This window comes from Lacinutrix sp. YIN62 (assembly GCF_057219185.1).
In genome coordinates, this window is sequence record NZ_JBXVVH010000017.1 from 66,249 (window position 1) to 89,810 (window position 23,562).

The 23,562-nt window shown below is 33.0% G+C and carries 22 protein-coding genes and 1 pseudogene; 11 read left to right on the top strand and 12 right to left on the bottom strand.

Going from position 1 to position 23,562, the window contains the following annotated elements:
* The first annotated feature begins 49 nt into the window (after window positions 1-49).
* On the top strand, window positions 50-1,102 hold the full coding sequence (locus tag AC2D8I_RS12180; protein WP_484706290.1) for a glycosyltransferase: 1,053 nt from the start codon (window positions 50-52) through the stop codon (window positions 1,100-1,102).
* Here the strand turns inward: AC2D8I_RS12180 and AC2D8I_RS12185 are convergent.
* Window positions 1,076-2,113, bottom strand: a complete 1,038-nt coding sequence (locus AC2D8I_RS12185; protein WP_484706291.1) for a sensor histidine kinase — start codon at window positions 2,111-2,113, stop codon at window positions 1,076-1,078. The genes AC2D8I_RS12180 and AC2D8I_RS12185 overlap by 27 nt on opposite strands.
* Window positions 2,113-2,796, bottom strand: a complete 684-nt coding sequence (locus AC2D8I_RS12190; protein ID WP_484706292.1) for a response regulator transcription factor — start codon at window positions 2,794-2,796, stop codon at window positions 2,113-2,115. Before AC2D8I_RS12190 ends, AC2D8I_RS12185 begins: the two co-directional genes overlap by 1 nt.
* Before the next feature lie 249 nt (window positions 2,797-3,045).
* Here AC2D8I_RS12190 and AC2D8I_RS12195 point away from each other — a divergent pair, with 249 nt between their 5' ends.
* Both AC2D8I_RS12195 and AC2D8I_RS12200 read left to right on the top strand, forming a co-directional pair.
* Entirely contained in the window at window positions 3,046-4,932 is a 1,887-nt protein-coding gene (locus AC2D8I_RS12195) for a T9SS type A sorting domain-containing protein (RefSeq protein WP_484706293.1), read from the top strand.
* A 145-nt stretch (window positions 4,933-5,077) separates the two neighbouring features.
* Window positions 5,078-6,058, top strand: coding sequence for a LuxE/PaaK family acyltransferase (locus AC2D8I_RS12200; RefSeq protein WP_484706313.1), 981 nt, complete (start codon window positions 5,078-5,080; stop codon window positions 6,056-6,058).
* 400 nt (window positions 6,059-6,458) lie between these two features.
* Here AC2D8I_RS12200 and tyrS read toward each other — a convergent pair whose 3' ends face one another.
* Window positions 6,459-7,769, bottom strand: a complete 1,311-nt coding sequence (tyrS, locus tag AC2D8I_RS12205; protein WP_484706294.1) for a tyrosine--tRNA ligase — start codon at window positions 7,767-7,769, stop codon at window positions 6,459-6,461.
* An 87-nt stretch (window positions 7,770-7,856) separates the two neighbouring features.
* On the opposite strand from tyrS, the gene AC2D8I_RS12210 reads away from it, so the two are divergent.
* The gene (locus tag AC2D8I_RS12210; RefSeq protein ID WP_484706295.1) at window positions 7,857-8,870 is read left to right on the top strand and encodes an NAD-dependent epimerase/dehydratase family protein; all 1,014 of its coding nucleotides are present in this window, start codon (window positions 7,857-7,859) and stop codon (window positions 8,868-8,870) included.
* A gap of 26 nt (window positions 8,871-8,896) precedes the next feature.
* Here the strand turns inward: AC2D8I_RS12210 and AC2D8I_RS12215 are convergent, their stop codons facing one another.
* Genes AC2D8I_RS12215 through AC2D8I_RS12225 form a run of 3 tightly spaced genes read right to left on the bottom strand, consistent with a single transcriptional unit; the run spans window position 8,897 to window position 11,417 of the window.
* On the bottom strand, window positions 8,897-9,343 hold the full coding sequence (locus tag AC2D8I_RS12215) for a DUF4296 domain-containing protein (protein WP_484706296.1): 447 nt from the start codon (window positions 9,341-9,343) through the stop codon (window positions 8,897-8,899).
* On the bottom strand, window positions 9,343-10,689 hold the full coding sequence (locus tag AC2D8I_RS12220; RefSeq protein ID WP_484706297.1) for a dihydroorotase: 1,347 nt from the start codon (window positions 10,687-10,689) through the stop codon (window positions 9,343-9,345). The genes AC2D8I_RS12215 and AC2D8I_RS12220 overlap by 1 nt, the downstream gene beginning before the upstream one ends.
* A gap of 2 nt (window positions 10,690-10,691) precedes the next feature.
* Complete coding sequence (locus AC2D8I_RS12225; protein WP_484706298.1) at window positions 10,692-11,417, bottom strand: polyprenol monophosphomannose synthase; 726 nt, start codon at window positions 11,415-11,417, stop codon at window positions 10,692-10,694.
* A 107-nt stretch (window positions 11,418-11,524) separates the two neighbouring features.
* Between AC2D8I_RS12225 and AC2D8I_RS12230 the strand changes: the two genes are divergently transcribed.
* Window positions 11,525-12,172, top strand: coding sequence for a DUF4271 domain-containing protein (locus AC2D8I_RS12230; protein WP_484706299.1), 648 nt, complete (start codon window positions 11,525-11,527; stop codon window positions 12,170-12,172).
* Window positions 12,173-12,198: 26 nt separating this feature from the next.
* Window positions 12,199-12,945, top strand: a complete 747-nt coding sequence (locus AC2D8I_RS12235) for a uroporphyrinogen-III synthase (protein ID WP_484706300.1) — start codon at window positions 12,199-12,201, stop codon at window positions 12,943-12,945.
* A gap of 224 nt (window positions 12,946-13,169) precedes the next feature.
* Here AC2D8I_RS12235 and pckA read toward each other — a convergent pair whose 3' ends face one another.
* Window positions 13,170-14,780, bottom strand: a complete 1,611-nt coding sequence (pckA, locus tag AC2D8I_RS12240; RefSeq protein WP_484706301.1) for a phosphoenolpyruvate carboxykinase (ATP) — start codon at window positions 14,778-14,780, stop codon at window positions 13,170-13,172.
* A gap of 67 nt (window positions 14,781-14,847) precedes the next feature.
* Window positions 14,848-15,237, bottom strand: a complete 390-nt coding sequence (locus AC2D8I_RS12245) for a DUF423 domain-containing protein (RefSeq protein WP_484706302.1) — start codon at window positions 15,235-15,237, stop codon at window positions 14,848-14,850.
* A gap of 171 nt (window positions 15,238-15,408) precedes the next feature.
* Here AC2D8I_RS12245 and AC2D8I_RS12250 point away from each other — a divergent pair, with 171 nt between their 5' ends.
* Together AC2D8I_RS12250 and AC2D8I_RS12255 are read left to right on the top strand one after the other, a co-directional pair.
* On the top strand, window positions 15,409-16,773 hold the full coding sequence (locus AC2D8I_RS12250; RefSeq protein ID WP_484706303.1) for a saccharopine dehydrogenase family protein: 1,365 nt from the start codon (window positions 15,409-15,411) through the stop codon (window positions 16,771-16,773).
* 265 nt (window positions 16,774-17,038) lie between these two features.
* The gene (locus AC2D8I_RS12255; RefSeq protein ID WP_484706304.1) at window positions 17,039-17,509 is read left to right on the top strand and encodes an Lrp/AsnC ligand binding domain-containing protein; all 471 of its coding nucleotides are present in this window, start codon (window positions 17,039-17,041) and stop codon (window positions 17,507-17,509) included.
* A 124-nt stretch (window positions 17,510-17,633) separates the two neighbouring features.
* Here the strand turns inward: AC2D8I_RS12255 and AC2D8I_RS12260 are convergent, their stop codons facing one another.
* Together AC2D8I_RS12260 and AC2D8I_RS12265 are read right to left on the bottom strand one after the other, a co-directional pair.
* The gene (locus AC2D8I_RS12260; protein ID WP_484706305.1) at window positions 17,634-18,605 is read right to left on the bottom strand and encodes a T9SS type A sorting domain-containing protein; all 972 of its coding nucleotides are present in this window, start codon (window positions 18,603-18,605) and stop codon (window positions 17,634-17,636) included.
* Window positions 18,606-18,686: 81 nt separating this feature from the next.
* Window positions 18,687-19,241: a phage tail protein gene (locus AC2D8I_RS12265; protein WP_484706306.1), complete on the bottom strand. Its 555-nt coding sequence runs from the start codon at window positions 19,239-19,241 to the stop codon at window positions 18,687-18,689.
* A gap of 232 nt (window positions 19,242-19,473) precedes the next feature.
* On the opposite strand from AC2D8I_RS12265, the gene AC2D8I_RS12270 reads away from it, so the two are divergent.
* The 3 genes from AC2D8I_RS12270 (at window position 19,474) to AC2D8I_RS12280 (ending at window position 22,197) form a co-directional block, all read left to right on the top strand.
* A complete protein-coding gene (locus AC2D8I_RS12270) occupies window positions 19,474-19,926 on the top strand; it encodes a hypothetical protein (protein ID WP_484706307.1) in 453 nt (150 codons plus the stop codon).
* A gap of 705 nt (window positions 19,927-20,631) precedes the next feature.
* The gene (locus tag AC2D8I_RS12275) at window positions 20,632-21,438 is read left to right on the top strand and encodes a sensor histidine kinase (RefSeq protein ID WP_484706308.1); all 807 of its coding nucleotides are present in this window, start codon (window positions 20,632-20,634) and stop codon (window positions 21,436-21,438) included.
* A gap of 81 nt (window positions 21,439-21,519) precedes the next feature.
* Complete coding sequence (locus AC2D8I_RS12280) at window positions 21,520-22,197, top strand: response regulator transcription factor (RefSeq protein ID WP_484706309.1); 678 nt, start codon at window positions 21,520-21,522, stop codon at window positions 22,195-22,197.
* 17 nt (window positions 22,198-22,214) lie between these two features.
* On the opposite strand, the gene AC2D8I_RS12285 is transcribed toward AC2D8I_RS12280, so the two are convergent.
* Both AC2D8I_RS12285 and AC2D8I_RS12290 read right to left on the bottom strand, forming a co-directional pair.
* Entirely contained in the window at window positions 22,215-23,021 is an 807-nt protein-coding gene (locus AC2D8I_RS12285) for a hypothetical protein (protein ID WP_484706310.1), read from the bottom strand.
* 57 nt (window positions 23,022-23,078) lie between these two features.
* Window positions 23,079-23,459 (bottom strand): annotated as a pseudogene (locus tag AC2D8I_RS12290) (Bax inhibitor-1/YccA family protein); the annotation flags it as partial.
* Window positions 23,460-23,562 lie beyond the last annotated feature (103 nt).

Consider the following 23,562-nt stretch of genomic DNA (forward strand, 5'->3'; position numbering starts at 1 on the left):
AAAACCGTTTAAAGGCTAAAATATCCCATAAAAGGGCAATATATAGAGTATGAAAAAAAAAATTTTAGTAGCACCTTTAAACTGGGGATTAGGTCATGCGACTAGATGCATTCCCATTATTAATGCACTCTTGCATCACGATTTTATTCCCATTATAGCTAGCGATGGTGTTGCTCTTAACTTATTAAAAAAAGAATTTCCTAATTTAATTTTCGATGAGTTACCAGCCTATAATATTACTTATGCCAAAAAAGCATATTTATTTAAATGGAAACTTTTAATGAACACTCCTAAACTTATTAAAACCATTTATGAAGAACAAAAAGCGACAAAACGATTAATAAAAAGACATCACATAGATGGCATTATATCCGACAACAGGCTGGGAGTTATCTCCAAAAACATTCCCAGTGTATTTATCACTCATCAATTAAACGTTTTAAGCGGAAAGACGACTTGGCTAAGTTCAAAGTTACACCAACACGTTATTAAAAAATTCGAAGAATGCTGGATTCCCGACAACCAAAACCCTCCTAATTTAAGCGGTATATTAAGTCGTAATAATACTGCTTTAACCATAAAGTACTTAGGACCTTTAAGCCGGTTTAAAAAAATCGCGACACCTGTGATTTATGATTTAATGGTCTTGCTTTCTGGACCAGAACCACAACGTACATTATTAGAAAAAAAATTATTAGAAGAATTAACCCTTTTTAATGGCAAAATTCTTTTTGTTAAAGGACAAGTTGAACAACAACAATCTATTATCCAAAAAGACCATTTTACCATATATAATTTTATGCAAAGTAAAGCTTTAGAAAAAGCTCTTAATGCGAGTAACATTATTCTATCCCGCTCAGGATATACTACAATTATGGATTTAGCCAAAATTGGAAAAAAAGCGTTTTTTATCCCAACACCCGGTCAATTTGAACAAGAGTACTTAGCAACCATGTTAAAAGATTTACATCTCGTGCCTAGCTGTAACCAAGATGATTTTAAATTTGAATTATTAAAACAAGTTAAACATTATAAAGGATTAAATGTGTCATATAAATCTCCAAATTTTGCTTCTTTATTCAACCTTTTCCATCGTAAATGAAAATTCACTTCCTACCCCAATTTCACTTTCTACATATATCTTTTCATCATGCGCTTCTATAATATGTTTTACAATCGATAAGCCTAAACCAGATCCTCCAACTTGCCTTGAACCTGTTTTGTCCACTCTATAAAAGCGTTCAAACAATCTAGGTATATTTTCAAAAGCTATTCCTTCCCCATTATCTGTAACTCTAACTATAACTTTATTTTTAACTAAATTCTCAATACTTACTTCTGTTGTCCCCTTTTCTCTTCCGTATTTAATTGAATTTACAATAAGATTTGTAAGCACTTGTTGCACCCGTTCTTTATCTGCTTTCACCATAATTGGAGCATTATAATCCATATCAAACATTAACGATATTTTTTTCTTAAAAGCCTTCATTTCAAAAAGTTCAAAAACACTTTTTACAACTTCAACAATATCAAAACATTCAATATGTAATCTTAAATCCCCTACTTCCAGCTTTGTAATCATATCCAAATCTTTTACGATGTAGATAAGGCGCTCCACTCCCTTATTTGCTCTATCTAAATATTTATCTCTTATTTTTTCATCATTTACAGCGCCGTCCAATAACGTTTCTAGGTAGCCTTGTACTGTAAACAATGGCGTTTTTAACTCGTGAGAGACATTACCTAAAAACTCTTTCCTATATTCTTCTCTTACTTTTAACGTTTCTATTTCTAACTTTCTGCCTTTAGCATATTTATCAATTTCTTCGGTAAGTGTTGCCATATCCGTAGTTATACGCTCCTTACTAAAAGATGTAGACTCCAACAACTTTAAATCATCATATATTTTTTTTACCCTTCGGTATATAAAATTTTGAACGCGATATTGAGTAACAAAAAAGGATGTAGCATAACATACAATTGCAAACAAAACAACAGAAGGCCAATGTACTTCATGATATACATACAAAAAAACACTCACTGAGAGTGTTAATACTGCGGTTATTAAAAACGAGGTTTTAAAAGCAAATTTATACGATCTTTTTATTTGCATTACTCTACAAATTTATACCCCACGCCTTTAACAGTCTTAAAGCAATCATCACCTATTTTTTCTCTTAGTTTACGAATATGCACATCTATTGTTCTACCTCCAACAACAACCTCATTGCCCCATACTTTATCTAAGATTTCTTCTCGTTTAAAGACCTTACCCGGCTTAGAAGCTAATAAGGAAAGTAATTCGAATTCTTTTCTTGGTAATAGAATTTCAGCGCCCTTTAATACAATCTTATATTCATCTCTATTAATGACTAAATCCCCAATCTTAATAAGGGTACTACTAACTTCTTCTTTTTTTAATCGCCTTAACAGCGCTTTCACCTTACTTACTAACACTTTAGGTTTTATAGGCTTTGTTATATAATCATCTGCACCTGCATCAAAACCAGCGACTTGAGAATAATCTTCACCTCTTGCGGTTAGGAATGTTATTATAGAATCTTTTAGTTCTGGTAGTTTTCTCATATTTTCACAGGCTTCAATACCATCCATTTCAGGCATCATAACATCTAGCACTATAAGCTGAGGGGTTTCCTTTTTTGCTTTTTTAACGCCTTCAAGTCCATTGTCTGCGGTAATGACCTGATACCCTTCTTTTGATAGATTATATCCTATTATCTCTAAAATATCAGGCTCATCGTCTACCAATAATATTTTAACCTCCGTATTATCCATTAAAAAATGATTTAGTTTATGTTAAGGTAAAGATAAAACTATTCCTCTAGAAAATAAGAACTCTAAAATTAATAACAATAAGGTAACATCATTACTCCCCTTAAACATTAGAATACAACACGACAACCTTTAGACCGAATATTAAAATATATTCTCTGTTATGTTACTGTTAAGATTGTTGGCTATCAAGATATTCACCGTATATTTTCTTTGTATATTTACAGCCCTAATTTATATTAAACTACAATTATGAAAAAACTTTATTTTTTAATTTTTACAATTTTTATTGCCTCGTTTGCCTCTGGGCAAACCACCGTTTTCATTAATGAAATACATTATGATAATGGTAATGGAAGTGACGCTAATGAAGGTGTTGAAATTGCTGGTCCTGCTGGAACAGACTTATCAACTTACACCCTTACCCCTTACAATGGTAATGGTGGAGCTTCATACAATGAAACCCCTTTATCTGGAACTATTCCTAACGAAGGAGGGTCTGGCTATGGCACCTTATTTTTTGCCATTGTTGGCTTACAAAACGGAAGCCCAGACGGTGTTGCATTAAGCAACAATGGAACATTCATTCAATTTTTAAGCTACGAAGGAGACTTTATCGCTACAGATGGAGTAGCAAACGGTCAAACATCTATAAATATTGGTGTTTCTGAAAGCGGCTCTACATTACCTACAGAGTCACTTCAATTAGTAGGTTCTGGTACGGACTATGAGGATTTTACATGGAATTCGCCAATAGCATCTACTAATGGCACCATTAATACCGGACAAACCTTTGGAGCTGCCGTTGCAACTATAATTATAAATTCACCATCAGATATGGCTGTTCTTCCTTCGGGAACTGCGAGTGTTGACATTGATTTCTCTACTACGAATACTACTGATGGAGATACAATTGACATTTCTGTAGCTTTAAACGGCGGTGCTCCTGCTCTTTCTCCTAATGTAACAAATCCTTTTATCATTAGCCCTACAACAAATGGAGAAGAATACCAAGTTACAGTTAACTTAATGAGAAACGGCGGTGTAATTAGCTCTGAAACGATAACCTTTAGTATTGCATTCCCTTGTGATTTACTAATCGAAACTATAAATTCTACTTGTGATGCCGTTACAAATGGAGTTGACACCTATACTACAACACTAGATTTTACAGGAGGTGGCACTTCAACTTACATGGTAACTTCAGATTCTGGAGTGGTTGACCTAACGAATGGTGATCCAAGTACGGATGCCGCTGGCACTATAACCATTACTGGAATAAATGAAGGTACTGATGCTGTTGTGACCTTTGTTGGAGACATAGCAAATAGCAACTGTAATTTCACAAGAAACATCACTAGTCCAATTTGTGCTAATATTGCTTGCCCTAATGCTGGTGACCTTATCATTACTGAAATCATGCAAAATCCAGTTGCTGCAGGTGCCGATCCAAATGGCGAGTATTTTGAAGTCTATAATACTACTGCTGCGCCTATTGATATGATAGGCTGGATTATTAAGGACGATGTTTCTGTCTCTGAAACACACACCATAGCATCATCGGTAGTAGTTCCATCTAATGGCTTTATTGTTATAGGAAATGGAGCAACACCTAATGGCGGACTTTCTTTAGACTACTCTTATAATAATGACATTTCCTTAGGGAATAGTACAGACGGAATTATACTTGAATGTAGTGCTACGATAATAGACCAAGTGATTTGGGATAATGGTTCTACTTTTCCAGATCCTACTGGAGCGAGTATGGAATTAGCCATGAATGCTTTAGACAATATCGCTAACGATAATGGCGCCAACTGGTCTGTAGCAGTAAGTTCTTATGGAAGTGGAGACCTTGGAACACCTGGTGCCGCCAACGACAATACACTAACTACAGCAACACATAACGCAACATCTTTCAATATATATCCTAACCCAACAAATACTGGGTTTGTAAATATTGAAACAGCATCTAATGCAACTGTTAATGTTGAAGTATTTGATATTTTAGGAAAGCAAATCCTTTCTCAAACCTTAAACAACAACCGTTTAAGCGTTACAGACTTAAAAACAGGTATTTACATTTTAAGGTTAAATCAAAATGAAGCTACAATAACAAAGAAATTAGTTATTGAATAAGCTTTTTAACCTCTATTATTTCAAAAGAGCGTTATCCTTGATAACGCTCTTTTTTATTTTCTTTATTTTTGTTTTAAAGACAGTATTAAACCCGTTTCCTACAGGGTATAAATACAACTATAAACCTGCTCAATTTAGCAATATAATGATAGATCCAAAAACCATTTTTAACATTAAAACCGAAACCGATTTTGAAGACCTCACAATGCAAGTTTTTAAATATCAGTTTGAAAACAATCCGGTCTATCGTTCTTTTTGTGATTTATTATACAAACACCCTAGTGAGATCACCCACATTAAAGACATTCCGTTTCTCCCAATCCAATTTTTTAAAACACATGCCATTTTAAGTAATAACAATTCTATAAAAAAAACCTTCACTAGTAGTGGCACAACAGGAAGCATAACAAGTAAGCATCATATTACAGACCTCTCCATTTATGAAAAAAGTTTTACTAAAGGTTTTGAAACTACCTATGGAGCTATTGAAAATTATGTTATACTCGCTTTATTGCCTAGCTATTTGGAACGAGAAGGCTCTTCTCTCGTTTACATGGCAGATGCCATGATTAAAACCTCCCAACATCCTGAAAGTGGCTTTTATTTAGATAATTTATCTGAATTGAGTAATACATTAACCCGTTTAGATGCTGAAGGAAAAAAAATACTATTGTTAGGTGTTTCTTTTGCATTATTAGATTTAATAGAAATCAATTCATTTACTCTAAAAAACACTATTATAATGGAAACTGGCGGAATGAAAGGTAGACGAAAAGAATTAATTAGAGAAGAACTACATCGCATTTTAAAAAAGGGGTTTGGTGTAAAACACATCCATAGTGAATATGGAATGACTGAGCTTTTAAGTCAAGGCTACTCCAAAGGCAATGGCCTTTTTAATAGTTCTAACTGGATGAAAATATTAACTAGAGACACAGAAGATGCTTTAACTATTCAAAGTTCTGGAAAAACAGGAGGCATAAACATTATAGATTTAGCAAACTTAAACTCCTGTGCATTCATTGCAACTCAAGATCTTGGTCGTGTATACGAGAACAACACATTTGAAATCATAGGAAGATTTGATAATAGTGATATTCGAGGCTGTAATCTAATGGCGCTTTAATACTTGCTAAAATACTTTTATTTTTTAGCCAGCACATACGCGAACTCCACAATAAACAATCCGATCTAAAATAAAAGCGTATCACACTTTTATTTTTAAACAATACAACAAGCTTTTCAGTAACCTAAAAATCAACCATTTACAAAAAAAAAAAAAAAAAAACATATATTAACACTCTTAAATACTAAGCATTAAATCAATATTTTTTTAAAAAAAATGAAAGGTTAGTAAAAAACAGGAGACTATAATATAGCACTATTTGTAGATTATTGATTGATTAAACTTTTTAGAGATAGTGTTATGAAAAAGAAAAATTAGTTTTTTAGTTGGTTAACTAATTTTAGAAGCCTGTTTTGCCTCCCAGCATTACAGGCTTCTTTACTATTTAAACATATAATTTTTAAACAACTTTCAAAATATACGTATTCTTACGACCTTTACCTAAGACGACATATTTATCATGTATCAAATCTGTAGTCTTAATTTTATAATCTTCTTTTACTTTGCTCTTATTTACAGAAACAGCATTTTCCTTTAATGCTCTACGTGCCTCACCATTACTACCTAAGAAATTAGTTTTTGCTGCCAGTGCTGCAATCATATCCAAGCCTTCTTCTAACTCTGTTTTTAACACCTCTGCCTGAGGTACGCCTTCAAAAACATCTAAAAATAAATCCTCGTCTAATGTTCTAATATCTGCATTAAAATTTTTACTAAATAAAATCCCCGATGCTTTTCTAGCATTTTCAAAATCGGTATTAGAATGCACAAAAGTAGTGACCTCTTGCGCCAAACGTTTCTGCAAGATACGTAAGTGTGGTTCTTCTTTATGTTCTGCTATTAAGGCTTCTATAGTTTCCTTATCTAGGAATGTAAAAATCTTGATATATTTTTCAGCATCAATATCTGTAGTATTAAGCCAAAACTGGTAGAACTTATAAACTGATGTTTTCGCTGTATCCAACCAAACATTACCGCCTTCACTCTTTCCAAATTTAGAGCCATCGGCTTTGGTTATTAACGGGCAGGTCATAGCGTATGCTTTTGCTGTATCATCACCTACATTCATGCGTCTCACCAATTCTGTACCTGTAGTAATATTCCCCCATTGATCACTTCCTCCCATTTGTAGTTTACATCCCATTGTTTTATGCAAATGAAAAAAATCGTAGCCTTGTATTAACTGGTATGTAAATTCGGTAAAAGACATTCCAATGCTACCTTCTTCTCCCGACAAACGTTTCTTTACAGAGTCTTTTGCCATCATATAATTTACAGTAATACGCTTTCCTACATCTCTTGCAAAATCAATAAAAGAAAACTGCTTCATCCAATCGTAATTATTGACTAAAACAGGTGCGTTTTTGGAGGATGCCTCAAAATCTAAAAAACGAGATAATACACTTTTAATACCAGCAACATTATGTGCCAATGTAGATTCGTCTAACAAATTTCGCTCATCACTTTTCCCAGAAGGATCTCCAATCATTCCTGTTGCCCCACCTACCAAAGCAATTGGTTTATGCCCTGCTTTTTCCAGATGCACTAATAAAATTATTGGCACTAAACTTCCTATATGTAAAGAATCTGACGTGGGATCAAAGCCAATATAGGCTGTTGTCATTTCTTTTTCTAATTGTGCTTCTGTTCCTGGCATGATATCATGCACCATTCCTCTCCATCGTAGTTCTTCTACAAATTTATTAGCCATTTTGCTTATTTTTAACTTAATGCTTACAAAGATAAAAATCAATGCAGAACTAGTAAACAATATTGAATAATTCTTTATTTTAGTCCTATGATTTTAGTTACTGGAGGAACAGGCTTAGTTGGTGCACATTTATTATACCATCTCATTAATGAAAAGAAAACGGTTCGTGCTATTTATAGAAATGAAAAAAAATTTAATACTGTAAAACGTATTTTCTCATATTATTCTAAAGATGCGGAATCAATATTCAATGCCATAGAATGGGTAACTGCCGATTTAAACGATATTTTTGCTTTAAATGAAGCTTTTAAAAACATCACTCACGTTTATCATTGTGCTGCTTTCGTTTCATTTGAACCCGATAAATTTGATCTTTTACAAAAAACAAACATAGATGGCACAGCAAACATTGTTAATCTATGCCTCTCGCATACTATAAAAAAACTCTGTTACGTAAGCTCCATTGCAGCCGTAGGTGAGGCTAAAAATAAGATCCCTATTACCGAAAATACAGAATGGAATCCCGAAAGAGATCATAGCGTTTATTCTATCTCAAAATATGGTGCCGAATTAGAGGTCTGGCGTGGTACTCAAGAAGGTTTAGATGCCGTAATTGTAAATCCAGGGGTTATTATTGGCCCCGGCATTTGGAATTACGGCAGTGGTTCTTTACTAAAAACAGTACATAAAGGGCTAACCTATTATACTTCTGGTTATGCTGGTTTTGTAGCAGTTAATGATGTTATAAAAAGCATGGTGACTTTGATGGATAGCAACATAAAAAATGAGCGTTTTATTATTGTTGCCGAAAATTGGAGTTATAAAGATTTTCTATCTACTTGTGCAAAAGCGTTAAGTGTTGCTCCTCCTAAAAAAGAAGCAACAAATAACTTGTTACAAATAGGCTGGCGATTAGATTGGCTAAAACATAAACTTACTGGGAAACGCAGAGTACTCTCGAAACAATTAGCCGCCTCTTTATTAAACACTTCACATTATAATCACTCGAAGTTAAAAACACAATTAAACTTTGAATTTAAACCTGTTTCCGAGAGCATAAAAGAAGTTTCAACACAGTATTTAAAAGACATAGGCACTTAAAAGTTCTCCTCCCGTTTTCCCTAATTCTATTTAATAACCTTAAGTTTTTTAGGCTGTAAACTTTTCATATTACGTTTCCCACTTCTTTTTATTGAATCCGCAATTATTTGCGCCTTTTTCTCCTTTTCTTCTATCGCTTTATAGTGATCTCTAAGCTTAGTTAAACTATCTTTTACTCGAGCATAAATCCTATCATAAACTTTAATATTAAATGCATAATATTCATTACTCTTTACAAATGTAATACTATCGATATCATTCCTTTTATAGATGTACTCATCTGGAACAACACCATTATCTTCAAAGGCTTTTTTATTTACACCTTTAGCAGATGACACTATTGACATATCCACCAAAACAGCCACCATTTTATCCTCAGATATTAATTTTTCAGGTTTTTCAGGTTTTTTCACCTCATAACATGCACTCAAAAAAAGCACTAACAGTAAATATGTGATTTTTCTTATTTCCATTATCTATTAAAAGTTAATTGCTTTGCAAAACGAGTGTTATAAAATTTAAAATTCTTATAAGCTAAACCTCCGTTAACAAAGGTATGTGATATTCTAGATTTAAAAGTAGTCCCTTCAAAAGGAGACCAACCACATTTATACAGTATATTATCTTTATTAACGGTCCATGGACTATTTAAATCTACAATTACTAAATCTGCAAAATACCCTTCTCTAATAAAACCGCGTTTTTCGATTTGAAATAAAACCGCTGGATTATGGCACATTTTTTCTACAATTTTTTCAATTGAAATTTTTCCTTGATGATGCATTTCTAATAATGCAGGCAATGCGTGTTGTACTAAGGGCCCTCCAGAAGGCGCTTTAGTATACACATTTTCTTTTTCTTTTAAAGTGTGTGGTGCATGATCTGTAGCTATAACATCTATTCTATCATCTAATAGCGCTTTTAGTAATTGCGTTTTATCTTTTTCTGTTTTAACAGCAGGATTCCATTTTATAAACGTCCCTTTTTCTTCGTAATCCTTATCACTAAACCATAAGTGGTGCACACAAACTTCTGCTGTAATCTTCTTATCTTTTAAAGGTAGTTTATTATCAAAAAGCGCCGTTTCTTTGGCTGTAGACAAATGAAACACATGTAATCTAGCTCCTGTTTTTTTAGCTAACTCTATTGCTTTAGATGATGAAATGTAGCAAGCCTCTTCACTTCTTATTATAGGATGAAATCTTAAAGGTATATCGTCTCCATAACGCTCCTTATAGATCTCTGTATTAGCTTTTATTGTCTCCTCATCCTCACAATGCACCGCTATTAATAAGTCGGTACTTGAAAATATTTTCTCCAATACTTCTGGGTTATCCACCAGCATATTTCCTGTCGATGATCCTAAAAACAATTTTAACCCTGCAACCTGTTGAGGGTCTACTTTTAAAATTTCATCTAAATTATCGTTTGTACCTCCAAACATAAATGAATAATTTGCATAAGCGGTGTTTTTAGCAATCTCAAATTTTTCATTTAGCTTCTCTATGGTTGTGGTTTGCGGGTTCGTATTTGGCATTTCCATAAACGAGGTGATCCCTCCTGCAATTGCTGCCCGTGATTCTGTTTCTATATTAGCCTTATGTGTTAGGCCTGGTTCTCTAAAATGTACCTGATCGTCTATTGCTCCGGGAATAACATACTTTCCTTCAGCATCAAAAACATGAACATCTGCAGATTTTGCACTAATAGAAGCGCCTATTTCTTTTATATATTCTCCTTCAATTAAAATATCCCCATTAAAAATAGAACCTTCATTTACAATTTTAGCGTTCTTAATAAGTGTTATTCTCTCGCTCATTTTTAATTCTTTTTAAATAAACTTTTTAATTTCATCGTTATAACTCCGAAAATAGCTTCTGAAATAATTCCTGAACTTAATTTGGATTCTCCTTTAGTTCTATCGGTAAATATTACTGGTACTTCTACTATTTTAAACTGCTTTAAATAAGCTTTAAATTTCATTTCTATTTGAAAAGCATATCCAACAAATTTAATTGCATCTAAATTCAAGGTTTCTAAAACAGCTCGTTTATAACAAACAAAACCCGCTGTAGTATCTTGAATTCGCATACCCGTTATTAATCGTACATAAATTGAAGCGCCATAAGACAGAATAACTCTTCCTAACGGCCAATTTACAACGTTGACCCCTTTAACATAACGAGATCCCACACTTACATCTGCATCTCCTGTATGACAAGCATTATACAGTTTTATTAAATCCTTTGGATCATGCGAAAAGTCGGCATCCATCTCAAAAAAATAATCATAATTTTTGGTCAAACTCCATTTAAAACCGTGAATATAAGCTGTTCCTAACCCCGATTTTTGATCTCGAGACTCCAAAAATAAGCGCTTTGGAAATTCTTTTTGAAGTTCCTTTACCTTTGCGCCTGTTAAATCAGGGGAATTGTCGTCTACAATCAAAATATCAAAAGCCTTTTCTTGAGTAAAAACCGCTCTTATAATAGCTTCTATATTCTCAATTTCATTGTAAGTAGGAATAATGATGATTGCGTCTTGCATTAAATAGTTTTCTTTGTGGCAAATGTACATTTTTTAAAAGACACGTTTTTTAAATATTTATTAATATTAACAAGTCTCATTATAAATAAATATAATAATTTCGTAAAATGCTAAGAGAATTAGTTTCTACAGAGATTTATACCATTCTAATAATGGTGGGCCTGCTACTTATAGCATCTGCAAAATTATTGCAGCCTAAACGCTTCAATGACTTCTCGTCTCTTATGGTAAATTTTAAATACTTAAAAGTATATTCTCGTGATCAAAAATTCTTAGATGGCTTTGAGGCCTTACTATTTGGGAATCTTGTTATTGGACTAACCTTATTAGGCTATATTTTTTATAATAATACTCATGGTATTACTTATGTATCGGAGCTACATATCTTTAAAATAGGCTTTGCCATTGCTTTATTTATCTTAATAAAAGTACTCATAGAACGCCTAATAGCTAGTATTTTAACTATTGACTCTATTATTAACGATTACTTGTTTCAAAAAATAAGTTACAAAAATTTTTTAGGCCTTCTTTTAATTCCTATTAATGGTGTTTTAATCTATACAACACAGTCCAGCACCTACTTATTTACTCCTATAATCGTTATTCTACTTAGCATCAATTGCATTGGTCTCTTTTCCTTTTTTAAACAAAATCAAAATATAATTAAAAAGAATTTCTTTTATTTTATTTTGTATCTTTGCGCACTCGAAATTTCCCCTTACGTAATTTTGTATAAGTTAATTACAAGCATCTAAGATTATATAACAAAAGCAGCTAAACTATGAAAGTGAAAACAATTTTAGTCTCACAACCAGAACCTAAAATAGAAAATTCGCCTTATTTTGATCTTTCCGAAAGACAAAAAGTAAAAATCGATTTCCGCCCTTTCATCCATGTAGAAGGCGTGCCTTCTAAAGAGATTAGGCTACAAAAAATAGATTTAAGTAAGTTTTCGGCCATTATTTTAACCAGTAGAAATGCCGTAGATCATTTTTTTAGAGTTGCTGAAGAAATGCGTTTCAAAGTACCAGATACAATGAAATATTTTTGCCAATCTGAAGCAGTCGCTTATTACCTTCAAAAGTATGTTGTATACAGAAAGCGTAAAATTTATGTAGGGAAACGCACATTCTCAGAACTTTCGCCACTTATAAAGAAATACAAAGACGAAGCCTTTTTATTACCTGCTACAGACAAATTAAAGCCTGAAGTTCCTAGAATTCTAAATGATTTGGGAGTAAACTGGAGAGAAGCTGTTTTTTACAAAACTGTAATTAGCGATTTATCTGATTTAGAAAATGTAACTTATGATATTCTAGTGTTTTTTAGCCCATCTGGAATAGAATCCTTATTTCATAATTTCCCTAATTTTAAACAAAACAATACACGTATTGCTGTTTTTGGCAACACAACCATAAAAGCAGTAGAAGCTAGAGGCTTAAGAGTAGACATTGCAGCTCCAACACCAGAAACGCCTTCAATGTCTATGGCTCTAAAAAAATATATTGATTCTGTAAACAAAAAATAATTTTATAGAAACAAAAATAAAAAAGGCTTCTCAATGATGAGAAGCCTTTTTTATTTTTGTTTATTAAGGTTTAAGCACAAATTAATATAACATTTATACTTTCTTCTACCGCCAATTGCAGTTATATCATTTATCTTATTCTATTCAAAAACGAAAGCCCTTAAAGTAAACTTTAAGAGCTTTTAAATATTATAAACTCGTTATTATATGAGCGTCAAAAAAACTTATCTAACATTAGGTGCGCCAGCTAATATAGCAGCATTAGCATCGGCTTCAAATTGCTTAAAATTATCTCTAAAAGAAACCGCTAACTTATCTGCTGTATTATAATACCCTTCATCGTCGTTCCAGGTTTGTCTTGGACTTAACACTTCTGTAGGTACGTTAGGGCATGTTTTTGGTTGCGCCACTTTAAATACCGAATGTGTATGATATTGCCCTTTATTAGCCGCTTCAAGACTACCATCCATTGCGGCAGTAATCATTGCACGCGTATATTTTAATTTCATTCTAGTACCCACTCCATAAGGCCCTCCAGTCCAACCTGTGTTTACCAGCCATACCGTAACACCTGCTTCTTGCATTTTTTGACTTAACATCTCTGCGTATTTTGTAGGATGTAAAGGCATAAAAGGCGCTCCAAAACATGCAGAAAAACTTGGGACAGGCTCATTTATTCCAGCTTCTGTACCAGCTACTTTAGCCGTATATCCTGAAATAAAATGATAGGCTGCTTGCCCTGGCGTTAACTTTGAAATTGGAGGTAATACACCAAAAGCATCTGCTGTTAAAAAGAATATATTTTTAGGATTCTCTCCTATAGAAGGCACTTTTATATTTTTAATATGATTAATAGGATAACTCACTCTTGTATTTTGAGTAATAGAAGTGTCTTCAAAATCGACTTCTCCTTCTCCATTCATTATCACATTTTCAAGGATTGCTCCTCTTTTTATAGCACCATAAATTTCTGGTTCTTGCTTTTCTGATAAATTAATAACCTTAGCATAGCATCCGCCTTCAAAATTAAAGACTGTATTTTCACTAGTCCAACCATGCTCATCATCTCCAATTAAACTACGTTCTGGATCTGTAGATAAGGTTGTTTTCCCTGTTCCAGACAACCCAAAGAAAATAGCTGTATCTCCATCTTTACCAACATTAGCACTACAGTGCATTGGTAAAGTATTTTTAAATACTGGAAGTATAAAGTTAAGTGCAGAAAAAATACCTTTCTTAATTTCGCCAGTATAGCCTGTTCCGCCTATTAACGCAATTTTTCTAGTAAAGTCTAAGATTGCAAAGTTATGCTGACGTGTTCCATCTTCTTCCGCATTGGCCATAAACCCTGGCGCATTTACAATAGTCCATTCTGGTGTAAAATCTTTCAGCTCCGTTTCTGTAGGACGCAAAAACATATTAGACGCAAACATATTACTCCATGGATACTCATTAATCACACGAATATTCAATTTATAATTCTCATCTGCACAGGCATAGCTATCTCTTACGAACACCTCTTTTTCTGACAAATAATCGACTACTTTATCATATAGTTTTTGAAATTTATCACTATCAAAAGGAAGGTTTATATTCCCCCACCAAATGCGATCCTTGGTAATATCGTCTTTCACGATAAACCTATCCATTGGAGAACGTCCTGTAAACTCACCTGTATTTACTGCTAAAGCTCCTGAAGATGCTTCAACACCTTGCCCCTTCTCTATAGCAGTATTATGGAGTTGGTCTGGAGTCAATTGGTATTGTACTTTGGCATTCTTGATTCCGTATTTTTCAAGCGAAATCGTTTTTGTAGATTCTGTATGGTTTACCATAATTTAGTTATCTTGTTTAAGCTGTAAAATTAATGATTATTATAAAAACAGAGGTTAAATAAAGAAATTAATTATCTTTTAGCCTTACAAACCCAACACACATAACTATCCAAGCCATTATTAAAAGGAGGCCTCCTATTGGAGTAATAAAAGCAATACTCTTAAAATTAAAAGCAGAAAGCGAGTTCGTTGCTAAACCGTAAATAGACCCTGAAAACAGCACTAGACCTAACACCACCATATAAAAAATCGCTTTCTTTATTTTACCATTAAGAATGTCCATACCACCTACAAACAACAATAATAATGCATGATACATTTGGTATCTTACTCCTGTTTCGAAAGACTGCAAGGATTCTACCCCTATCACTGTTTTTAAACCATGTGCTGCAAAAGCCCCTAAAACAATCCCTAAAACCCCTAAAATAGCAGCCGTAATTAAAATAGTCTTATTCATCTATTTTCTTCTTTTATTTTTTAAAAAATCCCTTTAAACGCAATAGCTAACACAAACATAAAACCCTCTTTATGCTATAATAAAATTTATATTTTGGGTTTTTATAACGCTTGTATTTCACTACATTCGCCTATTAAAACTAAATACAAAATTACTTAACAAATTTCAATTATGCGAAAGATTCTAGTTATAGGTTCCGGAAAATCCACATCTTATTTAATAAAGTATCTTTTAGATAAATCCGAAACAGAAAACCTTCACATCACCGTTGGAGATCTCGATATAGATGCAGCAAAAAAATTAACCAAAGACCATAAGAACGCTACAGCAATTGTCTTAGACGTCTTTAACAAAGCTTCTCGAGAAGCTGCAGTAAAAGGTGCCGATATGGTTATTTCCATGCTACCGGCTCGTTTTCATACAGAAGTCGCTAAAGACTGCATTACCTTTGAAAAAAATATGGTAACAGCCTCCTATGTGAGTAGCGAGATGCAAGCGCTAGACAAAGAAGCTAAAGCAAAAGGATTAGTCTTTATGAACGAGATCGGTGTCGACCCAGGCATTGATCATATGAGCGCCATGCAAGTAATAGATCGCATTACTGATCAAGGTGGAAAAATGATTCTTTTTGAATCTTTTACTGGCGGGTTAGTTGCTCCTGAAAACGACAATAATTTATGGAATTATAAATTTACATGGAATCCTAGAAACGTAGTCGTTGCAGGGCAAGGAAGTGCTGCCAAATTTTTACAGGAAGGAACTTACAAATACATTCCATATCACCGTTTATTTAGACGTACTGAGTTTTTAGAAGTGGAACAATTTGGTCGTTTTGAAGCTTATGCAAATCGAGATTCTCTAAAATACCAAAGTATTTACGGCTTAGAAGATGTAAAAACATTATATAGAGGAACCATTAGACGTGTTGGCTTTAGTCGTGCCTGGAATTTATTCGTGATTTTAGGAATGACGGACGACAGTTATACTATTAATGGTAGCGAAAATATGAGCTATAGAGATTTTGTTAATTCTTTTTTACCATACAGTCCAACAGATTCTGTAGAATTAAAATTTAGACATAGTTTAAAAATCGACCAAGACGATATTATTTGGGATAAGCTTATTGAGTTAGATCTATTTAGCGCAACAAAAAAAGTCACTTTAAAAGATGCTACACCAGCTCAAATTCTTCAACAAATATTAATGGATAGCTGGACTCTAGACGAAACCGATAAGGATATGATTGTAATGTATCATAAATTCGGTTATGAATTAAACGGTAAAAAACACCAAATAGATGCAACAATGGTAACTTTGGGAGAAGATCAAACGTATACCGCAATGGCAAAGACTGTTGGCTTACCTGTTGCAATAGCTGCATTAGCCATTATTAATGGCAAAATAACAACACCAGGCGTACAAATTCCTATTACCAAAGAGATATACACCCCAATTTTAAAAGAACTGGAAGACTACGGTATTGTATTCCATGAAAAAGAAGTACCGTATTTAGGTTACAACCCTATGCATCAATAGGTTTTGCAAAGTATTTAGCCAACTTAAGCCACAGTCTTAGGTTGGCCAAACACGCTGTTTTACAGAAACTTACTTAATACTTAAAAAGCAAAACAGAATAGATCTAATCAAGTGTTTTGCTTACTGTTTAAAATCATTTGCGTATTTTTATCTTTTGAATTTCATTTATTGCATATCATTGTTACCCTAAAAAAAAACAATACTTTTTTAAGTTTACTATACTCAATAGAATGAACTTTTTATAAAATGTAAACCGTGTTTTACGATGAAAATAATAAACAAAAATATTCAAATAGACGGTATTGATAAAAAAATACTCCGCGCCTTAATGAGCGATGCCAGAACACCTGTTTTAGAAATTGCACGACAAGTTGGCATCTCTGGAGCTGCGATACACCAGCGCTTACGAAAACTTGAAAAATCCGGGTTAATCTCTGGTTCTAAATTTATTATAAACCCCAAAGTTTTAGGTTACACAACAATGGCCTTTGTAGGTATTTACTTGGACAAGGCAGTAAGTAACCCTGAAGCGGTAAAACAATTAAAAAGGGTTCCTGAAGTCCTAGAATGTCATTATACAACAGGAAACTGGAGTATTTTTATTAAGATTTTATGTAAGGACAATGCACATTTAATGCATTTACTAAACAACGACATACAATCTATTAAAGGCGTATCTAGAACGGAAACATTTATGTCTTTAGATCAACAAATAGAACGTCAAATTAAAATATAACCAAACCTATTATTAATAAAACACCTCAACAAACTAAAGTTTATTGAGGTGTTTTCAACAATTTTAACCCCTTAAAATTTGAATTGGTAATAGACTAATTAATAAATTATATTTAAAACTGTTATTAGTTAATCACTATCTTTTTTACTATTGAATTCTTATGTGATGTTATTGTCATTAAATACATCCCAGAAGATAATATTTCGCTCATATTAAGCTCTTGATTTTCTGTTGTCCCATGCAAATCATAAGAAGCAATAATGCGACCGTTTAAATCTGAAATTTCAACCTTATCTAGGGCTATTCCAGAATTTTTAAGTATAACGCTCCCATTAGAAGGATTTGGATAAATCGTAAAATCATTTTCCAATGCCACTTCTGCTGTTGAGAGTGTTCCTACTAACGCGCCTTCTGTAAAATTAATATCATCTATAACCATTTCTTCTGATGAGGAATCTGAAGCATATTCTATAAACAATTCAGCAATACAACCTACATAAGCACTTAAATCTGCTGTTAATGTTTGTGTTGGCCCCTCAACAGCATCCATAGTCGCACCAGAAACATCAATTAGTGTAAAGCTGGTTGATGCTCCACAACCACTTATAACAACATACACTTTAAGGTGATCTGTTACCTCCCATGAAGTCGTTTCTAAACGGTATTTTAAGTTTACTTCAGGATTTGTTGTTCCTCCCAAATTTACTTGATTAAACTTCATCGTAACCACACCATCTATATCCTCCATAACAAAACTATTATTTCCTTCTATTGGTCCTTCTGAATGTTGAGATGTCACTCCGCTAGCATTAGCAACACCAAAGGCGTCAAAATCAGCGAAGCCTATTCCTGTCGGATTCAAAGACGTTTCAAAACCTAGTGTATCTGGGCCTAAATCTGGAGAATTTACAATAACAATACCACAAGCTCCAGCATAATTCTCAAGAGTATGTTCTGTCGCAGTGTTAGCATCAAAATAATAACAGTCATTACTAGTTGTAAAAGCGACACCTTGTATCCCTTCAAAATCTTGAGAGACCTGAGCGTTACTAAATAATGGAGCTAATAATAACAATAATAAGTATTTATTTTTCATAATTAATTGATTTAAATAAAAATAGCACAATTTATATCGTACTTAAAAAAGACTAGGCTTTTGTGAGTACATTTCATTTATTTAATTTCGAGATGGAAAAACACCTTGCAAGGCGATAATAAAATTGATTCCCAAGTAAGGATTTTTTGTTGAAAAAGGTCTCCCTCCCCCTGTTGCAGCAGTAGCACCCTGATTAACAGCAACCGAAGCCCCCATTACCGCATTAGCTTGCTCTGAATTAAATGGTGTACCAGAACTAGCATTAGCCAAGACATGATTTGCAGCTTCATTTGTACTACCGTCATCATCATTACAAGGCAGGCCTCCTTTTAATGTTCCAGGAAGGTGAAAATGATTTGGTAATTCATTAACAGTTAAAACAGTTTGCTCAGCACCGCCTCGTTGTCCTAATTGAACAGGAGTTAAGCCTGGACCAGTCCCTTGCTGAACAGGAATCCGCCCTCTTAAATCTGGCAAACCAAAGGATGTTCTACCATCACCTCCATAAGTAGTTCCTAAGATTGAAAATAAAGCTGTATTTTGTGAAATTGCAAGGAGTTGCCCTTGACAAAGCGCCCAACCCCTAGGCGCAAAATTCCCCCCAAACATAGTAATTTGACCAATAAATGGCTCCATAAATAAAATGGTTTTTTTAGTTAATAATTTGATGTATTTCCTACAACATCGAATATTCGATTGTTGTAGGAAATATTAAGCTAAACTAAACAGAAGCATAAAAACCCAGTAGCGCATAATCACCGTTATTAAAAAACAGGTAAAAACCCCTGTTTTATAGTTTTAATTTTTTTTGTAAATAATATCATTTAGTTTTATGCGATTATTAACCTTAATAAACTATCGGAAGACTATGAGTACAATTAAAACCATTCCTATTAACAAAGCTCAAGAATGGGCGAAAAACTGGCAAAATGCTAATCCCGAGAAATGCAAAGCTTTTTTAATTCCTGCCGAAGATCTTATTGCTGCTTTAGTAGAAATGAATGTTATTGAGCAAAAAGAAGGCAACCTAGCTGTTATTCATAATACAGCAGAAGCAGGTGTACGAGCTTATATGGCTATTAATCCAGAAAATGGAACAGGCAAAGACAATGGATATGGAGAAAAACTATTAATTGTAGGCACTAAAACAGATTGTAAAGGGATACATAGAGACATTATAGAAGGCGAAAAACCTGACGGATGCCCAGATAGCACTATAGAAACTAATGTAAATAAACTAAACGGTAGTGGTGTTTTTGATTTTACAGCACCTTGCCCTAATACTTGTGACGTAAACAGTCCTTTATTCGATCCAAAATAGTTTATTAGATTAAGTACAAACGATTATGACATTTTTAAATTTTCTAATATACCTAGGTAATGTATTTTTATTTATAAATGTTATTTTATACAGTATGAAATTATCTGGTAAAGCTAAAGAATTTAAAATTTTTTGGCTTTACCTTGTTACTATGTTAGTTATACAAACGCTAACGATTAAACTTCAAGTTCAGACAGCATCAAATCTATATTTATCTCACTACTACTTCATTTTACAATTTATGCTATTGAGTTTATTTTACAGAGCGCTCTTTTGGCAAATCAAAAAGAAAAGAATAATTCTAATCACCTTTCTAATAGTTACGCTTCTATTAGCCCTACAATATTTCAATAATCCATCGCTTTATTATAAATTCAATTTATTAGAAATAGTACTCACCTCTCTTAGTATTGTCTCTTTCAGTGTTTTATACTTTTACAATTCTCTAACCGAAAAAATGACGTTTAACTATGTAAACTCTGGCATATTCATCTACCTAATTAGCAGCACTTTAATTTTTTGTTCTGGTAATTTTTTAAATGCGTTTGATTCCAGCCTTGATAAAATCTTATGGCTATTTAATTCCATTCTGTTTATAGTTTATCAAATATTGGTTTTTATTGAATGGTATAAGAATTATAGGAAGACTTAAATAAATTAAATGTTATCTTTATGTTTTCCTAACCAACAAAAAACCCTCACTTTTTGGAAGAGAATACATTTATAACAATAATAAGCATAGTCGGCATAAGTGTAAGCTTGTTAATTATAATGGCCGTAACACTCATTGCTTTTTTTCACCATACCAAGAAAAAAATCATTGAAAAAGAACAGGAAAAAGCCTCTCTTAAAATTGAACACCAAAGAAAGATACTACAAACGTCTATTGCTATTCAAGAATTAGAACGCAGCCGCATAGCTCAAGATTTACATGATGCTATTAGTGCCAAACTTAATGTTGTTAGCTTAACCACTCATGTGCTTTTAATAGACAAGAATATTAACGAGAAACAGAAAACCGCATTAGAACAGATTTTAAATATCACAACAAATACTCTAGAAAATGCGCGTAAAATAGCTCACGATTTAATGCCGCCTATTTTAGATAAGTTTGGAATTAAAGCTGCATTAGAAGAATTATTTGAAGAATTCACAGCACATACAAGCATAGATATTGAACATGAAATTGATGAACCTGCAAACTTAAGCAAATCCAATCAACTACATATTTTTAGAATTATTCAGGAATTAATAAACAATTCCATAAGGCATGGAAAGGCCAATGAATTGGCTATCTATATGGAACAAGACCCGACTGGTTTTATAATGCATTATCAAGATAATGGCATTGGTTTTAATCTAAAGAACATAAAGAAAAAACCTGGCATTGGCATACAAAACATAAAAAGCAGGGTAAAAATACTAAATGGTAAGCTTACCATAGAAAGCATAGAAAATAGCGGTAGTAAATTCACAATACGCTGTAAATATCCTGAACAAACGCAAAGTTAAAACGTATAACCCCATGTTTATATAGAGTCCTACAATTATTTGCTTTATATAAATTAATTAAACTTTTTAATAAATAACAATATGAATACTATAAATTTAGCATTGGCAGACGATGAGCTATTGTTTCGACAAGGCGTTAAAGCAATACTAGAAAGTGAAGAATCTATAAATATTCTTTTTGATGCTGAAAATGGAGAGCACTTAATACGGCAATTACGCACAGCTATTACCGTCCCAGACATTGTTATTACAGATCTAAAAATGCCGGAATTGAATGGCGTAGAAGTCACAAAATTAATCAGAAAAGAATTCCCCAAGATTAAGGTTATCGCACTAACTAGTTATTTTAGCAAACCTTTTATTCTAAATATGATCTCTATAGGAGCTGTGGCATATTTAGCAAAGAATAGTACTCCGGCATTAATGCTTAAAACAATAAACGAAGTTGCCCATAAGGGCTTTTATTATGACGATCAAGTGATGCAATACATTCATGAAAGCATTGTTAATCCAAATGATAAAAAAATAAAATCTAATTTTGATGCCAATTACTTCACCAAAAGAGAAATTGAAGTACTAGAGCTTATTTGTAAGCAATGTACTACTAACGATATTGCAGAAAGTCTTTTTATAAGCCCTAGAACTGTCGAAGGACACCGTAACAATCTACTCTTAAAAACCGAATCTAAAAATGTTGCTGGCCTAGTTATCTATGCTTTAAAAAATAAAATGGTTTCATTAGATAACACTAAATTTTAAATACCATACCGCTATTCCTAATACATTTCTTGTTTCACATTGATTCTTTTTAAGCTACATCTGTTAGGACACGGTCTGGTACGACCTAAAACAAAATTAACACCATTATTAGAATCAAAAATAACATTCCTATAATTCTTTCCAAAAATCATAGCGGTCATTTTATTATTTGGAGTCAACCCGAAAACCAATTCCAAATTAATTACATTTTCATTATTTACCATATATTCAACGGCATCTTTATGTAATGCAAAATATGTTATTCGTTCTCCATTATAAGACACCTTAGATTCTAAATTAGAAGGACTCAATAAAGCATTATTCCAACCATTAAGTAATGGCAGTACTGCATTTACCTGCAAAATATGATTTTCAATATTAGCATTATCAATTGTAGAAATATCAAAGGGATCTCTTAACATATCTACATCTTCCAAATTAACAGCTCCTCTATTAAGGGTTCCAAGTTTAAATATAGAGGGAATCATTTCATTATCCTTATCTACACCAGCACATACAACTTGTAATTTCCCATCCTTAACACCTAGTACAAACCGATATTCTTTCAAACGGCTATCTTTCAAACTATTTAAAAAGAATCTTTTATTGAATGTATAAGTTTCAAAACCTTCTTCTGGTGACAAGAAAACTGTTGACAAATCTGCTTTTTGCCATACTTCAAAACTATAAAGCAGCTGTTTGATAGGATTTTGCAATGGTATGCTTTGCTGCATTATGACTTCATTCGAATCCACATTGCTTTCATCTGTAGAACAACTAAAAACTAATATTGCGAATAAAAGAACTAAAGTACTGTTTTTCATAACTTGAAATTACATGTTTATTGATCCCTTTAGAAACAAGTCGCCCCAATTTAAAAACTAGTCTCTAGACATAAAAATTTGTAATACGTACCAAAACAATAACATTAAAGAAGCAAACAACCCTAACGAAGCCGGTATATATTCATCTTCAGAATAATTATTTACCAAATTGGATGTTTGATACAAAATAGATCCTCCTGCTAATAAACACATCCCTACAGAAAACCACAATCCTAAGTTAAATCCAAAAAGAACTCCAGAAACAATTAGTCCTATAGCGATAAAAAAGCCAATTGTAAGTCCTGCTTTTAAGAAAGAGAAGTCTTTTTTGGTAACAAAAACCACTGCTGACAATCCTGTAAATAAGCCTAAAGTTACCACCGCCGCTTGCTGAAGAATTTCTGCTCCAGACTCCATATAAAAAGCAGCAATATATAGACACTATCCTAAAAAGTGTGTAAGTTCAAAATTTCAGGGTTAGGTTATTTATATCCTAATCCTGTTTTCAAATATAGCTAAAAATTGGTTTAGTATAAGTCCC

Coding starts and splice junctions, on each gene's coding strand:
- AC2D8I_RS12180 (WP_484706290.1), top strand. CDS start 50: ATGAAAAAAAAAATTTTAGTAGCACCTTTAAACTGGGGATTAGGTCAT.
- AC2D8I_RS12245 (WP_484706302.1), bottom strand. CDS start 15,237: ATGAATAAGACTATTTTAATTACGGCTGCTATTTTAGGGGTTTTAGGG.
- AC2D8I_RS12235 (WP_484706300.1), top strand. CDS start 12,199: ATGAAAGTGAAAACAATTTTAGTCTCACAACCAGAACCTAAAATAGAA.
- AC2D8I_RS12195 (WP_484706293.1), top strand. CDS start 3,046: ATGAAAAAACTTTATTTTTTAATTTTTACAATTTTTATTGCCTCGTTT.
- AC2D8I_RS12260 (WP_484706305.1), bottom strand. CDS start 18,605: ATGAAAAATAAATACTTATTATTGTTATTATTAGCTCCATTATTTAGT.
- AC2D8I_RS12220 (WP_484706297.1), bottom strand. CDS start 10,689: ATGAGCGAGAGAATAACACTTATTAAGAACGCTAAAATTGTAAATGAA.
- AC2D8I_RS12250 (WP_484706303.1), top strand. CDS start 15,409: ATGCGAAAGATTCTAGTTATAGGTTCCGGAAAATCCACATCTTATTTA.
- AC2D8I_RS12255 (WP_484706304.1), top strand. CDS start 17,039: ATGAAAATAATAAACAAAAATATTCAAATAGACGGTATTGATAAAAAA.
- AC2D8I_RS12230 (WP_484706299.1), top strand. CDS start 11,525: ATGCTAAGAGAATTAGTTTCTACAGAGATTTATACCATTCTAATAATG.
- pckA (WP_484706301.1), bottom strand. CDS start 14,780: ATGGTAAACCATACAGAATCTACAAAAACGATTTCGCTTGAAAAATAC.
- AC2D8I_RS12200 (WP_484706313.1), top strand. CDS start 5,078: ATGATAGATCCAAAAACCATTTTTAACATTAAAACCGAAACCGATTTT.
- AC2D8I_RS12215 (WP_484706296.1), bottom strand. CDS start 9,343: ATGGAAATAAGAAAAATCACATATTTACTGTTAGTGCTTTTTTTGAGT.
- AC2D8I_RS12185 (WP_484706291.1), bottom strand. CDS start 2,113: ATGCAAATAAAAAGATCGTATAAATTTGCTTTTAAAACCTCGTTTTTA.
- AC2D8I_RS12210 (WP_484706295.1), top strand. CDS start 7,857: ATGATTTTAGTTACTGGAGGAACAGGCTTAGTTGGTGCACATTTATTA.
- AC2D8I_RS12280 (WP_484706309.1), top strand. CDS start 21,520: ATGAATACTATAAATTTAGCATTGGCAGACGATGAGCTATTGTTTCGA.
- AC2D8I_RS12285 (WP_484706310.1), bottom strand. CDS start 23,021: ATGAAAAACAGTACTTTAGTTCTTTTATTCGCAATATTAGTTTTTAGT.
- AC2D8I_RS12270 (WP_484706307.1), top strand. CDS start 19,474: ATGAGTACAATTAAAACCATTCCTATTAACAAAGCTCAAGAATGGGCG.
- AC2D8I_RS12190 (WP_484706292.1), bottom strand. CDS start 2,796: ATGGATAATACGGAGGTTAAAATATTATTGGTAGACGATGAGCCTGAT.
- AC2D8I_RS12225 (WP_484706298.1), bottom strand. CDS start 11,417: ATGCAAGACGCAATCATCATTATTCCTACTTACAATGAAATTGAGAAT.
- AC2D8I_RS12265 (WP_484706306.1), bottom strand. CDS start 19,241: ATGGAGCCATTTATTGGTCAAATTACTATGTTTGGGGGGAATTTTGCG.
- tyrS (WP_484706294.1), bottom strand. CDS start 7,769: ATGGCTAATAAATTTGTAGAAGAACTACGATGGAGAGGAATGGTGCAT.